This is a genomic window from Umezawaea sp. NPDC059074 (assembly GCF_042738955.1).
In the GTDB taxonomy this organism is placed as follows: domain Bacteria; phylum Actinomycetota; class Actinomycetes; order Mycobacteriales; family Pseudonocardiaceae; genus Umezawaea.
Window position 1 is genome coordinate 38,194 of sequence record NZ_JBHYHC010000013.1, and the last position, 13,970, is coordinate 52,163.

General features: G+C 67.9%; 12 protein-coding genes, 1 tRNA gene and 2 CRISPR repeat arrays. Of the genes, 4 read left to right on the forward strand and 9 right to left on the reverse strand.

Annotation, left to right across the window (positions count from 1 at the left end; genetic code table 11):
- Positions 1-94 precede the first annotated feature (94 nt).
- Positions 95-551: a CRISPR direct-repeat array (repeat unit 28 nt; unit sequence GTCTTCCCCGCGCAGGCGGGGGTGGTCC).
- A gap of 222 nt (positions 552-773) precedes the next feature.
- The 5 genes from ACFWW9_RS09230 to ACFWW9_RS09250 all read right to left on the reverse strand — a co-directional run bounded on the left by ACFWW9_RS09230 (position 774) and on the right by ACFWW9_RS09250 (position 4,599).
- Positions 774-1,043 (reverse strand): hypothetical protein, encoded by a 270-nt coding sequence (locus ACFWW9_RS09230; RefSeq protein WP_390373718.1) that lies wholly within the window; start codon positions 1,041-1,043, stop codon positions 774-776.
- A 390-nt stretch (positions 1,044-1,433) separates the two neighbouring features.
- Complete coding sequence (locus ACFWW9_RS09235) at positions 1,434-1,928, reverse strand: NUDIX hydrolase (RefSeq protein WP_390373721.1); 495 nt, start codon at positions 1,926-1,928, stop codon at positions 1,434-1,436.
- Positions 1,929-1,994: 66 nt separating this feature from the next.
- Complete coding sequence (locus ACFWW9_RS09240) at positions 1,995-2,837, reverse strand: endonuclease/exonuclease/phosphatase family protein (RefSeq protein ID WP_390373724.1); 843 nt, start codon at positions 2,835-2,837, stop codon at positions 1,995-1,997.
- A complete protein-coding gene (tmk, locus tag ACFWW9_RS09245) occupies positions 2,828-3,481 on the reverse strand; it encodes a dTMP kinase (RefSeq protein ID WP_390373727.1) in 654 nt (217 codons plus the stop codon). The genes ACFWW9_RS09240 and tmk overlap by 10 nt, the downstream gene beginning before the upstream one ends.
- Positions 3,478-4,599: a radical SAM protein gene (locus ACFWW9_RS09250; RefSeq protein WP_390373730.1), complete on the reverse strand. Its 1,122-nt coding sequence runs from the start codon at positions 4,597-4,599 to the stop codon at positions 3,478-3,480. The genes tmk and ACFWW9_RS09250 overlap by 4 nt, the downstream gene beginning before the upstream one ends.
- A 199-nt stretch (positions 4,600-4,798) precedes the next feature.
- On the opposite strand from ACFWW9_RS09250, the gene ACFWW9_RS09255 reads away from it, so the two are divergent.
- Positions 4,799-5,860, forward strand: coding sequence for a LysR family transcriptional regulator (locus tag ACFWW9_RS09255; protein WP_390373733.1), 1,062 nt, complete (start codon positions 4,799-4,801; stop codon positions 5,858-5,860).
- A gap of 292 nt (positions 5,861-6,152) precedes the next feature.
- Positions 6,153-7,738: direct repeats of the CRISPR family, unit length 28 nt; unit sequence GTCTTCCCCGCGCAGGCGGGGGTGGTCC.
- A gap of 145 nt (positions 7,739-7,883) precedes the next feature.
- Here the strand turns inward: ACFWW9_RS09255 and ACFWW9_RS09260 are convergent.
- Positions 7,884-8,174: a hypothetical protein gene (locus tag ACFWW9_RS09260; protein ID WP_390373735.1), complete on the reverse strand. Its 291-nt coding sequence runs from the start codon at positions 8,172-8,174 to the stop codon at positions 7,884-7,886.
- A gap of 542 nt (positions 8,175-8,716) precedes the next feature.
- Between ACFWW9_RS09260 and ACFWW9_RS09265 the strand changes: the two genes are divergently transcribed.
- Complete coding sequence (locus ACFWW9_RS09265; RefSeq protein ID WP_390373738.1) at positions 8,717-8,848, forward strand: hypothetical protein; 132 nt, start codon at positions 8,717-8,719, stop codon at positions 8,846-8,848.
- The gene (locus ACFWW9_RS09270; RefSeq protein ID WP_390373740.1) at positions 8,845-10,800 is read left to right on the forward strand and encodes a recombinase family protein; all 1,956 of its coding nucleotides are present in this window, start codon (positions 8,845-8,847) and stop codon (positions 10,798-10,800) included. The genes ACFWW9_RS09265 and ACFWW9_RS09270 overlap by 4 nt, the downstream gene beginning before the upstream one ends.
- Here the strand turns inward: ACFWW9_RS09270 and ACFWW9_RS09275 are convergent.
- Together ACFWW9_RS09275 and ACFWW9_RS09280 are read right to left on the reverse strand one after the other, a co-directional pair.
- Positions 10,777-10,850 (reverse strand) — tRNA-Leu (locus tag ACFWW9_RS09275). The genes ACFWW9_RS09270 and ACFWW9_RS09275 overlap by 24 nt on opposite strands.
- 50 nt (positions 10,851-10,900) lie before the next feature.
- A complete protein-coding gene (locus ACFWW9_RS09280; protein WP_390373742.1) occupies positions 10,901-11,182 on the reverse strand; it encodes a metal-sensitive transcriptional regulator in 282 nt (93 codons plus the stop codon).
- 269 nt (positions 11,183-11,451) lie between these two features.
- Here ACFWW9_RS09280 and ACFWW9_RS09285 point away from each other — a divergent pair, with 269 nt between their 5' ends.
- The gene (locus tag ACFWW9_RS09285) at positions 11,452-11,793 is read left to right on the forward strand and encodes an Lsr2 family protein (RefSeq protein WP_259623707.1); all 342 of its coding nucleotides are present in this window, start codon (positions 11,452-11,454) and stop codon (positions 11,791-11,793) included.
- Between the two features lie 105 nt (positions 11,794-11,898).
- Here ACFWW9_RS09285 and pabB read toward each other — a convergent pair whose 3' ends face one another.
- Complete coding sequence (gene pabB / locus ACFWW9_RS09290; RefSeq protein WP_390373745.1) at positions 11,899-13,917, reverse strand: aminodeoxychorismate synthase component I; 2,019 nt, start codon at positions 13,915-13,917, stop codon at positions 11,899-11,901.
- Positions 13,918-13,970 lie beyond the last annotated feature (53 nt).

A 13,970-nucleotide genomic window follows, 5' to 3' on the forward strand; every position in this document is an offset into this window, starting at 1 on the left:
TCTGACGCTCAGCAAACCGACAACCGAAACGATCAGTCACAACAAACACATGCCAAAACCACGCCACAGTCGATAAAGTTGCTGGTCAACAAGTGTCTTCCCCGCGCAGGCGGGGGTGGTCCCTACCTCGTGAAGGGCGGCCTGCTGGTCTCGCGGTCTTCCCCGCGCAGGCGGGGGTGGTCCTGGGTGCGGGCCGGTCGCAACGATCGCGACCGGGTCTTCCCCGCGCAGGCGGGGGTGGTCCCGGCCGCCACGCCTCACCGCCGCCATGCCGCCCGTCTTCCCCGCGCAGGCGGGGGTGGTCCCACGGGCAGCGGGACGTTGCACCGGTCGGCCAGGTCTTCCCCGCGCAGGCGGGGGTGGTCCCGAGAACGAACCGCCGGTGCCGCCGGCTCCGGTGGTCTTCCCCGCGCAGGCGGGGGTGGTCCCGTGTGAGGGGCGTGACGACCAGGCTCCTGTTCGTCTTCCCCGCGCAGGCGGGGGTGGCCCTTTCTGGCCGACCATCTTCGCCAAATAGGCCGAAGGCTTCCCTGCGTACGCGGGGCCGATCCCCATACGACCACCATCACCGACAGGTGCTGCAACCTCAGCCCATGCTTGGTCGATCCGCCGATGAATGAGCCTCGCTTACGCCCAAGGATCACATCCGGATGGAGTCGAGATGGCCGATTCGTACGGCCGAGTAGCCGTCGCGAACGCCGATAGCGGCACGTAAAGGTCTATGCGCGGGAACGCAAGATGACACGACGTGCACTCGAGACGGTGATGGCCGCTCAGGAGTCGCGGCGCACGAGGCTGGCGGCCAACTCGGGCGGTTGCGCGCGCTCATCTCCTCGTTGCGGGGAGCGTTCTCCCCCTGGTCTTGTCCTGGCCCCGGCCAGCAGCAGAGCCACCAGCACGAAGACACCTGCCATCCACCACGCCCACTCCACCGCGTCGATCACAGCCACCACGATGTCGGTCGCCGCTGCCAGGGCCAATGCGAGAAGCGAGCACCTGAACACCGCGTCCGCGCCGTCGCTCGTCGTGTCCCGCCCTTCCATCGCACCTCCAGTCCCGTCACTGCCCGTATCGGCAACATGGAACTGCTGGTTACACGGAGCGAGAACGGCGGGTCGTGACCTGACGAAGCGCCAGCCCTGCGGGGAGGGTTCCGGCGCTACCCATGCCATCGGCACGCGAAATCACCGACTTGACCGATTCTGGCCTTGTTCACCTGATCAGAGCATCCATCCGGCTTCCGCCCGCCAGGTCGTGATTGCCCACGCCCCTCACGCTGACCTGCTCACCATCGCCTGCTCCGACAGAGAAAGCTGTTACGCAGCAACAGATCTCAGTACGTTGGCCACCGTCGATCTTGGGGGTCAACCACACGGGCTGCTCCGTCGACGTGTCTGCCGCGTCTTCCAGCGGCCAACCCAAGAAACGACCGATCAGCCCACCAGCAGCAAGGGCGTGTCGTTCAATCGACCGGCCAGCAGGTCGTCCAACAGGTCGGGCAGGGTTCCGGGGAGCAGCTTGTCCTGGCAGTGCCGCAGTTCCTCGGCCGACCACCAGCGGCGCTCGATGAGCCCGGCCTTCTCGTTCTCGGTGGGCTTGAGCGGAACCTGCGGCACAGTGCTCGGCGTGCGGCCGAGGAACACGTGGTCGACGCGGTGGTGCTCGCGGCCCTTATATCGGAACCGGGATTCACGCACCCACAGCTCGCGACCCAACTCCGCGAGCGTGAGGCCGGTTTCCTCGGCGACCTCGCGCAACGCGGCAGTAGTGAGGTCCTCGCCCTCATCCAGGCCGCCGCCGGGCAGTTCCCACCAGTGGTGCTCGGGATCCTGCGGATCCTTGGCGTGGATGAGCAACACGCGATCGGCGGCGTCGAGCAGCAGGACGCGCGCGCCGATTCGGGGAGTGGTGGTGCTGGTGGTGGTCATCCGGCGACGAGTCCTCGCGGGTCGGCTGTGGTCGGTCCGGCCGCCAACGCGAAAGGATTCCCGAGGTCAGAACAGAGTGGGCTCCGACTCGGTGTGGGCGCTGACCGCCGTGGTGGGGTCCGACGTTAGCAGCGCCGTGGTGGCGGTCGGCGACACCCGTACGGCGAGTCCGGAATGATCGGTAAGCCGGGATCCGTCCGCCGCGGGGGTCCTGGTCTCGTGGACGTAGTCGCACGCCTCGATCCGCTCGGCCAGCGCGGGTGAGCCGTGGGCGTGGTCGTAGCGGTAGCCCAGGTCCGCGCGGCGCGCCCAGCTGTGTTCGACGCGGTCGGGGTGCAGGTGCCGGAACAGGTCGAGCAGGCCGTGCCGGGTGGTCAGGCCGGTGTAGAAGTCGTACTCGAACGGCGCGAACTGACCGCGGTGAGCCGGGGTGTGGGCGGGTTCGAGCACGTTGAGGTCGCCCAGCAGCAACAGGGGCGCGTCGGTGGCGGTGGCGTCCAAGGCGGCGTGGAAGCGGGTGATCCAGGTCTTCTTGCGTTCGGTCTTGTCCAGGGTGGCGTCGCGGGAGGGCACGTAGGCACCCACTACCCGCAGAGGCCCATCGGTGGTGTCGAGCACGACTCCGACGGCGCGAGCGGGCAGGTAGTCCATCGCCGCACCCAGTGGGTCGGGGGTGGTGGGGACCTTGCTGACGATCATCACGCCGAGTTCGCCGTTGGCATGTTCGGGGAAGGTCACCGCGTATCCGGCGGCGGTGAACGACTCGGCGAGGAAGTGGCTGCCCGCGGTGGCTTTGGTCTCCGTGAGCACCAGCACCTGCTCGGGGCGTTGGGTGAGCCAGCGCAGTTGGTGGCGGGCGCGGTCGAGCGAGCAGGCGCCGATGTTGACGGTGAGCAGGCTCAGAGACATGCCGGGTTCTTCTCCTGGAGGACGTGGTGGATGAGGGTCACGATCCGGGCGGCGATCGTGTCAGGGGTGTCGGTGGTGCAGTCCATGGTGGTCACGGGCCAGCCTTTGGCGTGCAGGTCGTGTTCGACGTGGAGGTAGAGGCCGGATTCGAGGTCGCTGTTGTCCTCGGCGCGTTCGAAGCGGCTGTGTCCGCCTCGGCTGCGGAGCCGGGCGTCGATGACCTGGGGGTCGCCGTTGAGGATGATCGCGAGATCGGGGCGGTAGACGCCGTGGTTGAGCTGCCAGACGGTCTCGCTGGACAGGCCGTCGAGGCCTTGCAGCACCAGCGAGGACGCGATGTAGCGGTCGCACACGACGATCTTTCCGTCGCGCAGCGCGGGCAGGATTTCGACGGCGAGTTGGTGGTGGCGGTCGGCGGCGCACAGGCACGCCAACGCCATGCCTTGGTAGGTGTCGGTGCCGTGTCGAGCCATTTCGCCCAGGGCTGCGCGGGAGGGCTGGGTCGTCGCGTGAACCGGCAGTCCGGCCGCGGTCAGCGCATCGGCGACCAGTCGGGCCGCGGTCGACTTGCCCACCCCGCCTGGCCCGTCGAGGGTGATCAGGGTTCCGGCCAGGCGGCGTGGTTGGGGAGCGAAGGTCGTCATACCGGCATCAGCGGCAGCAGCCGACGTCCTCGGGTGGTCGCGTCCTCAGTGACCGGGCACTGCTCGGTGTCCACGTCGCCGATCCGGCCTCCCGCGGCGACAACGGCGGCTGGGCAACCCTTGCCGCATCCAGCGGCCATCGAGCAGGACCCGCAGGTGGGGTTGTCCCCGACCTGGTAGCGGTCGTGGAAGCGGTAGTCGTCCAGGCGTTGCGCGATGTCGGGGTCGGTGAGGATGTTGCCGACGATGAACTCGGCGTCGGTGTGCTGCGAGCCGGGGGTTCGCGCGGCGAACACCAGGTACGGGCACACGGTGACCTCGCCGGGGGTGAACACGTAGATGATCGTCCCGGCCTCGCATCCGGCCAGGGGTTTGTTCTCGGTGTTGGGGAAGCGGATGTGGGCGATGTCGAGGTCGGGGCCGTCGAACGGTGCGGTCAGCGCGTGGATCTCCTGCATGTGCAGGGTGGTCTTCGCGAGCTTGGCCTGCGATTTGACGCCGCGGCCCATGCTGCCCAGCGGGTTGAGCAGCACGTAGCGTGCGCCGTTGTCGCGAGCGAACTCGCACAACCGGGCGTACTCCTGATTCTGTGCCAGCGAGTTCGGTGTGCACAGCAGGCCTTGCAGGATCCCGGCCGCGCCGAGTTTCTCCACGGTGGCCACGGTGACGTCGAAGGAGGCGCGGTCGCCGCGGAACTTGCCGTGCGAGTCGGCGGCGAAGCCGTCGAGGGAGACGTTGCAGTGCACGTCGAGTTCCGCGAGTTCGGCGATCTCGGTGTCGTTCAGAGTGGTGGCGTTGGTGCAGATCCCCACTTCCATGTCGGCGGCGCGGAACGCGCGCACGATGGCCATGAAGTCCGGGTGGATGCTGGGTTCGCCGCCGGTGAGGGTGATTCGCCGGACGCGGCTGGCCGCCAGGCGTGGGATCACTTTGTCGACCACGTCGGCCAACGGCATCTGCTTGCCGATCCGCGTCGCGGACACGAAGCAGTGGGCGCAGCGCAGGTTGCAGTCCTCGTTGATCTGCACCAGGGCCTTGCGGTACGGGGTGTCCACTGTGGTCCGGAAGTAGCAGGACGTGGCCAGACGATCTTCGGCGATGCTGCGGGCAATGACCATCGAACAACCTCCACCGTTTCGGCGAGTACCAAGCGCGCCTCATCTAGTTGTTCGACCGAACAGTATTCCGACTTTAGATGTTCGCTCGGACACATCGGGACAATTGGGGTACACCTGCGATCAGCGACAACCCAACTGTCCGACCGGACAACTCCCATGCCAGGGTGTGGCCTCATCGCAGCAGCAACGAGGAGGCGTGGTGGCGGAGTTGCCGGAGGAAGAACTCGACGCGGCGGACCTGCTCGCGACCCTGCTGGGGTGTCCGCCCGAGATGCTCGACGTCAGCCTCGACCAGCTGCGCACCCTGGCCGTCGTGCACACGACCGGCACCGCCCAGCGAGCCGCGCGCGTGCTGGGCCGGGAGCAGTCCAGCGTGCAAAAGCAGCTGGACAACCTCAACAAAGCGGCGACCCGCCTGGTCGGCGAGGCGCTGGTGGTCAAGCAGGGCCGTGGCAAGAACTTCCTCTTCACCCCCTCAGGTGAAGAGGTCGTGGCCCTGGCCGTGCGAACGCTGCGGTCCTGGACCGACAGCCTGCACCGAAGCAGGCGCCGCGTCGGGTCCACCGTCACCTTCGGCACCACCGAGTTCACCGTGGAGTTCCTCGGCGCGGTCTGGCCCACCTTGCGGGAAGACTTCGAACGCCGCGACGTGCACCTCAACATCGAGCACGTCCGCACCCGCGACCTGTGGCGCAAGCTCGACGCGAAGAAGGTCGACCTGGTGTGCGGTAGCTTCGCCGCCGAACCCGGCAAGCCCCCGAACCTGCCCTACGACTTCCTGGAATGGCACCGCGAACGCGTCGCCCTGCTCACCAACCTCACCGCCCGCGAACTTCCCGACACCCCGGTCACCGCGGGCAAACTCCCCCACCTGCCGCTGCTGGCCCCGACCGCCGGGTTGCTGTCGCAGTTCCTGGGCCGCTGGTACGGCCCCGACTACCGCGGCCGACTCGACGTCATCGCCGACATCGACTCCCTCAACTACGGCCTCAACCTGCTCAACGCCCAACTCCTGCACGGCTGCATGCTCACCACCGAACGCGTCGCCGACGCCGCCCTCGAAGGACGCCTCCCCGGCCGCGACCTCCGCAAGATCACCCTCGCCGACGACTACGACCCCGCACTCGAAATCGCCACCGGCATCTTCGCCCGCACAGGCGAACGCGAACGCTACGCCGACGACCACCCGCTCAACCTGCTCTGGAACGCCTTCGCCCAAGCAACCCCAAGCCGATCAGTCCCCACAGCCCTACCAGGGTGAGCCGACAGCACAGCTGGCGGCGACTACGGAGCACCCTACGAACGCGGGCAGGCCGGCGGAGAACCCTGGCCGGGAACCCTCCGGCAGGAGGATGGCCATCACCGTGGTGGTCGCGATTCCACCAAATTTCCGTTACCCCTGTTTTCGCCGTCACAGGCAATCACAGGTCCCCAGTACCCAGCAGCACGTCGCCACACATCGATCCTGACTATGAAAACCACCCAAGACGATCAAGCGCGCCAAACCCATGCTGAAACGACCAGCAAGCCAGTAACGTTGCTGGTCAAGAAGTGTCTTCCCCGCGCAGGCGGGGGTGGTCCGCCACTCGTATTTCTCGAGTTTCTGGAGGTTGTGTCTTCCCCGCGCAGGCGGGGGTGGTCCCGACACGGCACCGTTTTCCACGGTGATGTCGCCGTCTTCCCCGCGCAGGCGGGGGTGGTCCCACCGACCCGGCGCGGCAGGACGTCGACCAGCTGTCTTCCCCGCGCAGGCGGGAGTGGTCCCGATTCCGGGGCGAACGGTACTCGAATCACTCAGGTCTTCCCCGCGCAGGCGGGGGTGGTCCCGCCTCGGTGAGGATGGTCGCGGCGCCGGCCTGGTCTTCCCCGCGCAGGCGGGGGTGGTCCCCGAACGTCAACACCCGACGCGTACTCCGCAAAGTCTTCCCCGCGCAGGCGGGGGTGGTCCCTGGCCGCGCTGAACGTCTGAGGACCGGAGAGCGTCTTCCCCGCGCAGGCGGGGGTGGTCCCCCAGATGCGTCAAACGCCGGCCCACCGTTCGGGGTCTTCCCCGCGCAGGCGGGGGTGGTCCGGCCACCGTCGCGGGCCGGCTCCCGCGACACGCGTCTTCCCCGCGCAGGCGGGGGTGGTCCCACACCCAGGCCTCGGTGGTGCTCCTCAGCCTCGTCTTCCCCGCGCAGGCGGGGGTGGTCCGGCACTCGGCAGGCTGTTCAACAGCACGCCTGCGTCTTCCCCGCGCAGGCGGGGGTGGTCCCTTCACGACGTACTGGCCGACCTTCGTCGCGAAGTCTTCCCCGCGCAGGCGGGGTGGTCCCCCGTTCGAGTCAGGTGACGGCATCCCGCACTTGTCTTCCCCGCGCAGGCGGGGGTGGTCCCTCGCCGTCGATCACGGTCACGTCGTCGTCGGTGTCTTCCCCGCGCAGGCGGGGGTGGTCCTCGGTCGCCACGGCCCGGATGGCCTGCGGCGGAGTCTTCCCCGCGCAGGCGGGGGTGGTCCCGGGCCCGACGCGTCGATCACCGCCACCACCAAGTCTTCCCCGCGCAGGCGGGGGTGGTCCCTGGATGCGGGTACTTCAGGTGGTCGTGGGCGCGTCTTCCCCGCGCAGGCGGGGGTGGTCCCGCGTTGCCCGCGCTCGTCAGCACCTTCCAGCCGTCTTCCCCGCGCAGGCGGGGGTGGTCCCGTGATGTACGTGCCGTCGGCGGTGGTGCAGCCGTCTTCCCCGCGCAGGCGGGGGTGGTCCGCTCGGCGGCACCACTGCCGTCGCCGACAAGGTGGAGCAGGTCGACGGCCTGGTGCCGGTCGAGTCTTCCCCGCGCAGGCGGGGGTGGTCCCCAGTCGAGGTCGCGCGCCACCTCGGCCGTGTCGTCTTCCCTTCGTAGGCGAGGGTGGTCCTTCGTAGTTGTAGACCTCGGGAAAGATCCCGCTGTCTTCCCCCGTGCAGGCGGGAGTGGTCCCGACTTCGTCGCGCTGGTGCTACCCGAAGTCTGGTCTTCCCCGCGCAGGCGGGGGTGGTCCGGGGCCTGTCTCCAGCATCTCCTCGGTGACGGCGTCATCGTCGCGCAGGCGGAGGTCGTCCCAGGCCGTGGATCGCGGCCAATGTCCGCCCTGACGTCTTCTCCACGCAGGCGGAGGTGGTCCGGAGACGTCATCCCGTCGAGGACCAGTTGTGCAGTCTTCCCTGTGCAGGCGGGATGCTCCTATGTCCGAAACTACGCCGCGAGCTGCCGTTCGTCTTTCCCTGGTGTATGTGGGATGTACCCGTTTACAGCGAGCCCCACGAGGTTCACGAGCTTCCCCGGATGATTGCGTCGAGGTCGGCAGCGAACAGGGCGTCGTCGAGGAGTTCGCGGGGGTTGTCCTCGATCCAGGTCTCCAGAATAACTCGGTCGTCTTCGTCGACGACGAGATCGTCCGGCAGCCGGTCGTTGATCGCGTCACGGTAAGCCCTGGTGATCGCGTGGATGTCGTGCCGGGCCGCGGCAGGGCCCAGTCGTTCGACCACTGCCTCCCGCAAGGTGGTTGCTCCGTCGAGATCGACGAGGTCGGACAACGTGCCGAGGTCGCGTTCTGCCATGACGACCATCATCGACAACCCAGCGCGACCCGATCGAGAAGGCCGGCGACCGGACGTCCCCGGCGTCGATCTCCGCACAGCCGCGGGCAAGAAAAGAGGCTCGTCGCTGTCCCCTTGGCGGTTGTTTCGCGGAGTTAAGGGGTGACGACGACACTTCCCCTCACTGATCGAAAGGATCCGAACGAGGCAGGCGGATTCCCGCAGAATGTCTTGCGGGGCAACAAGTCCACCGCTTGGTGTACTTGACTGCTCGACCGGTACGGAGGTGTCGTTGGCGCACCAATGCCATCGCGGCCACGACATCAGGGGGCACCGTGACGAACACCCCGAAGCAACACGACCCGGCCCTGCCGGCACGACACAGCCGGCACCCGGCGCGTCCGCCGGGCAAGCCGACGCGCATGTCCCACCGCCCGCCGACCCGCTTCTCGGCAGCACCACCAAGCGGTCCTGCCCACCACGAGCAGTTCCCGCCTCACGCCCGTCGACGGGCGTCCCGATCGACATCCTTGCCGTGGCGGTTCACGACCGAAGCGCGACAGGTGGACGGCCGACAGGAGCAGTGGCTCGAGCAGGAACTGGCCGCGGCTCTCCAGGCGCTGCTGAGCTGGGCGCACGACGACCTCCAGGCCCAGCGCAAGCAGCAGCACCCGGTCATGAGGTGGGTGGCGTGAACGGCCCCGCGTTCGACGCCTCGACAGGACCGCACGGTCGCCGCCCCGGTTTGAGCGACCTGGCCGTGTCGCCCTTCGGGCTGCCGCTCGCGCTGCACGGCAAAGAGGTGCGGGTCGCGTGGGTGGGACGGACCTCGACCGAGGATCACCAGGACCCTCGCCAGTCGCTGCTGCGCCAGCTGGACCGGTCGAAGGCATCTCTGCCGCCCTCGTGGGTGATCGTGTGTCACTTCTACGACGTCGAGTCCGGCCGCATGGAGATCCACCAGCGGGGCAAGGGGACGGACTACGAGCGGTTCGACATCCCGATCGCCCGTGACGGCGGCATCACCGATCTGCTCACGGAAGCGCCGAAGCCGGGCAGGCGGTTCGACGTGGTGATCTGCGAGTCGATGTCGCGCATCGCCCGCAAGATGTACGAGACCCTCTCCGTCGAGCGGGAGTTGGAGCGGGCAGAGGTGCCGGTGTTCGCGTCCAACGAGCCGATCATGCTCACCGGCGGGCGGGCCCAGCAGATCCTCCAGCGGCGCATCAACCAGTCGGTGGCCGAGTACGAAGTGCTCAACATGCTGGAGCTGTCCTGGGGTGGCACGTGCACGCACGTGCGCGAGGGCTACAACATCGGCAAGCCGCCCTACGGGTACAAGGCGAAGAAGCTCCGCCACCCCAACGCCAGCAAGGCCGACAAGGGGTTGACGAAGACCCGGCTCGAACCCGATGGGTTGCGCGGGGAGACCGTGACCCTGATCGCGAAGTGGCGACACCACGAGCAGCTCGGACTCGACACCATCGCCGACCGCCTCAACCTCGACCTGGACCGGTTCCCGCCGCCGGAGCCCACGGGAGGGCTTCGGGCGCGCAACGCGTGGTCGAAAACCACCGTCGCGGACATCCTCAAGAACCCGAAATACACCGGCTACCAGGTCTACAACCGCCGAGCCCGACGGAGTCGCGGTGGCCGGAACAAGGCGAATCCGCCGGAGATGTGGGTGTGGTCCACCGAACCCGTGCACGAGCCGCTGGTGCCGAAATGGATGTACGACGAGTACACCGCGCGAAGCGACCAGCGACAGGGTTCGCGCGACGGCACGGAACCGAAGAACGACGCGACGACACGGCGTACCTATCTGCTGCGCCGCCGGGTGAAGTGCGACTGCGATCGCACCATGATGGGAACAGCCCGAGGCGATGTCGTCTACTACCGCTGCCATCCCTTGACCAACAACCGCGGCCGTCCGGACAAGTACGCCGACCACCCGCCCACCGTCTACATGCGAGAGGACCTGATTCTGACCGAAGTGACCCGCTTCTTCACCGAGCGCGTCTTCGGGCCACAGCGAAGTGAACTGTTCCTGGCGGGGCTGTCTTTGGTCGACGACACCGCCAAGCGCAAATACGAAGGTCAACATCTCCGCTTGCAGCGAAAACTCGCGGAAGCCGCCCGAAAGCAGGAGAACGTGCTGCGGCAAGCCGAAGAAGCGGATCCACGTGATCCATTCACCCACGGGCTGCGGCAGCGCTACAACGACCTGGAGACCGAACGACAGGCGCTGCTGACAGCGGTCACCGAACTCGACCGGGAGCGCGAACAACTGCCCGACATTCCCGGCCCGGAGCAGATCGACATCCTCGACGCGCTTCCCCATCTGGCCGTCAACCTGCACCGCGCGCCCACCGAACTGCTAAGCCGCTTGTTCGACCTGACGCAGTTGTCGATCCAGGTCCACTACCGGACCAACGAGGCAACACTGCGGGTGATTCTCCCAGCGGCCCACACACCGGAAATTTCGGCGTTGGGCACCACCGTCATGGACAGCGGGCCGGACGCGGCACAGGAACGATCAGGGCCCGCACCGTGTGCATCCTGTACGAGCCCCCCAGGGGAAGCAGAAAGGATGCACACCGACGAGCAGTGTGCATCCTGTACGTGCCCCCGGTCAGAGTCGAACTGACACTGGACGGATTTTGAGTCCGCTGCCTCTGCCGGTTGGGCTACGGGGGCCGGCAGGGGGCAACTGTACTGGATCAGGTCGGACCCGCGGGAAAGGGGCCCTAGGAGCGGACCAGGCGGCCGATGGCCTCGCTCGCTTCGCGGATCTTCTCCTCGGCCACCTCGCCGCCTTCCGCGGCCGCCTGGGCGACGCAGTGCTTGAGGTGTTCGTCGAGGAGCCCTAGGGAGACGGCCTGGAGGGCCTTGGTGGCCGCCGAGATCTGGGTGAGGACGTCGATGCAGTACTCGTCGTTGTCGACCATGCGCTGGAGGCCGCGCACCTGGCCCTCCACGCGCCGCAGCCGCTTGAGGTAGGCGTCCTTGTTCGAGGTGTACCCGTGCATCACTCCCGGCCTTCCCTACCCTGGGTGGGTATCGCCTCCAGGATAGGCGTCCTCGCCGCCGGGGCGTGCACCGATTGTGACGGTAACGGTCGCGCGTTGGCGTGCATTTAAACGTCTGGGACCAAAATGACCCGACCGGGGGGCTTCTGTCACATTTTCCCTTCGAAAGGTTAGCCGATATTCAACCTGTGCACTATGGTGACCCCGAAGCGTGTGGCGAAGTTACAGTCGACGGCAGCACGCGCTATGCGATCACATACGGAGGAACAGTGGCACAGCAGACCGTCGTCCAACTCATCGACGACCTCGACGGCGGCGAAGCCGACGAGACCGTAACCTTCGCGCTGGACGGTGTGGAGTACTCCATCGACCTGTCCAAGGAGAATGCGGACAAGTTGCGCGAGTCGCTCGGCGACTTCGTCGCCAAGGCGCGCCGCGCGGGTGGCCGCAAGCAGCGCAAGGGCACCGGCAAGAGCACCGTCAAGGCGGGCGACAAGGCGCAGGCGCAGGCGATTCGCGACTGGGCGCGTGCTCAGGGGCACCAGATCTCCGACCGTGGCCGCATTCCGCAGGGCCTGGTCGTGCAGTTCCAGGAAGCGCACGCTTCCTGACGTCGTCGTTTCGCCGCGTTGACCTGGCCCACCGGCGGGGTCAACGCGGGGAAACGGGTCGTTAACCACATCGTGGGACCATTCCGGTCTCGCGCGATCGACGCTCTAGCGACCCGGAAACGGTGTGTCCAGCAGTCGGAGCAACGCGGTCGCCTTGACCGCTGTCTCCTCGAATTCCTCGGCTCCGTCGGAGAGGGCGATGACCGCTCCGCCGACGCCGAAACTCACCTTGTCGTCGTGGACCACGAGTGTCCTGATGACGATGCTGAAGTCCGCTGATCCCGACAGCGAGAAGTAACCGAGCGCGCCGGAGTAGACCCCTCTGGGTCCCCCTTCCAGCCCATCGAGGATCTGCATTGTCCGGATCTTCGGCGCACCGGTCATCGAACCACCGGGGAACGCGTCGCGAACGCACCGAACGGCCGAACTGTCGTGGCGAAGTTTCGCCCGAACGCCGCTCACGAGCTGGTGCACGGTCGCGTAGGTCTCCACGTCGAACAGCCGCGGCACCTCGACCGAGCCCACTTCCGCGTGGTGGCCGAGGTCGTTGCGGACCAGGTCCACGATCATCAGGTTCTCGGCCCGGTCCTTGACGCTCGTGGCCAGGTCACGGCGCAGAGCAAGATCCTCTTCGGGCGTCCGCCCGCGCGGCCGGGTGCCCTTGATCGGCTCGGACAGCGCGACGCCGTGCCGGTCGACGCCCAGGAACCGCTCGGGTGACGTGCTCAGCACGGACAGGCCGCCGAACCGCAGCAGCGCGCCGAACGGGGCCGGGCTCTCCCGCCGCAGGAACCGGTAGGCCGACCACGGGTCGACCTCGCCGCGCCAGGTGACGGTGTTCGTCAGGCACACCTCGTAGGTCTCCCCCGCGGTGATCGCCTCCAGGCAGGCGTCGACCAGCTTCAGGTAGTGCGCCCGGCCGTGCCGCAGCGAGACCTCGCCCGACCGGACGCCGACCACGGGCTCGGTCAGCGGGCCGACCTCGCGCAGCACCGCCGACGTGCGGTCGAACCAGTCGTCGTCGGTCAACGACAGCAGGTGGACGCGCCGCAGCTCGTGGTCGAACACCACCGCGCGGTCGGCGAACACCAGCGCCGCGTCCGGCTGCTCGGACCGGTGGGCCAGTTCGCCGCCGCACTCGGCCTTCAGCTCGTACCCGAGGTAGCCGACCCAGCCCAGCGCGAACTCGAACGGCAGGTCGGGCGGGGTGACGGCGTTGGCGGCCAGGTCCCGTTCCAGCCACTCGAAGAACGGCCCGTCGTGCACCTCGACGCCCTCGGCGCCGGTCACGGTGACCTGCCCGGCCCACACGTCCACGGTCGCGACCCGCGCCAGCGGCCCGCTCGCGTCGCCCATCACCGAGAACCGCCCGCGCCCGCCGGTCAGGCTGCTGTCCAGCCAGAACGCGTCGCGCGCGGAGCCGTGCAGGCGCGCGAACACGGCCTCGGGGTCCGGGTGCTCGTCCAGCGTCCGCACCAGCACCTCCCGCGGCGGCGGGACGGGCGTCGGCCGGACGACCGGGATCGGCGGCACGGGCGCGACCACGTGGTGCGCCTCGGTGAGACGGCGAAAATTCGCCAGGAGCTGGTGCCCGTGCTCGGAGCAGATCGACTCGGGGTGGAACTGCACGCCCCACGCGGGCCGGGTCCGGTGCCGGACGGCCATCAGCACGCCGTCGTCCGCCCAGGCGATCGGCTCCAGCTCCGGCGGCAGGTCGGTGACCGCGAGCGAGTGGTACCGCACGACCGAGAACGGCGACGGCAATCCGTCGAGGACGTCCACGCCGGTGTGCCGAACGGGGTCGATCCGGCCGTGCCTCGGTTCCGGCGCGAGCCCGATCGTGGCGCCGTGCTCGACGCACAGGCCCTGGTGCCCGAGGCAAACACCGAGCAGCGGAATCCGCGCGTGCGCTATTACGTCTTGGCAGAACCCGAAATCGGACCTATTTCGGGGGTCTCCCGGTCCGGGCGAGATCACGACGTTGTCGAATCCGTCGAGATCGGCCAACCGGAAGCGCGGGTCGTCGTTGGCGATGACGACCGGATCGAGCCCGTTCACCCGCGCGAGGTACTGGAACAGGTTGAACGTGAACGAGTCGTGGTTGTCGATCAACAGCGTGCGCATGACGTACGGCACGGTACCTGCTGAAACACTCGAACGGAGTACCCCGACCGTCG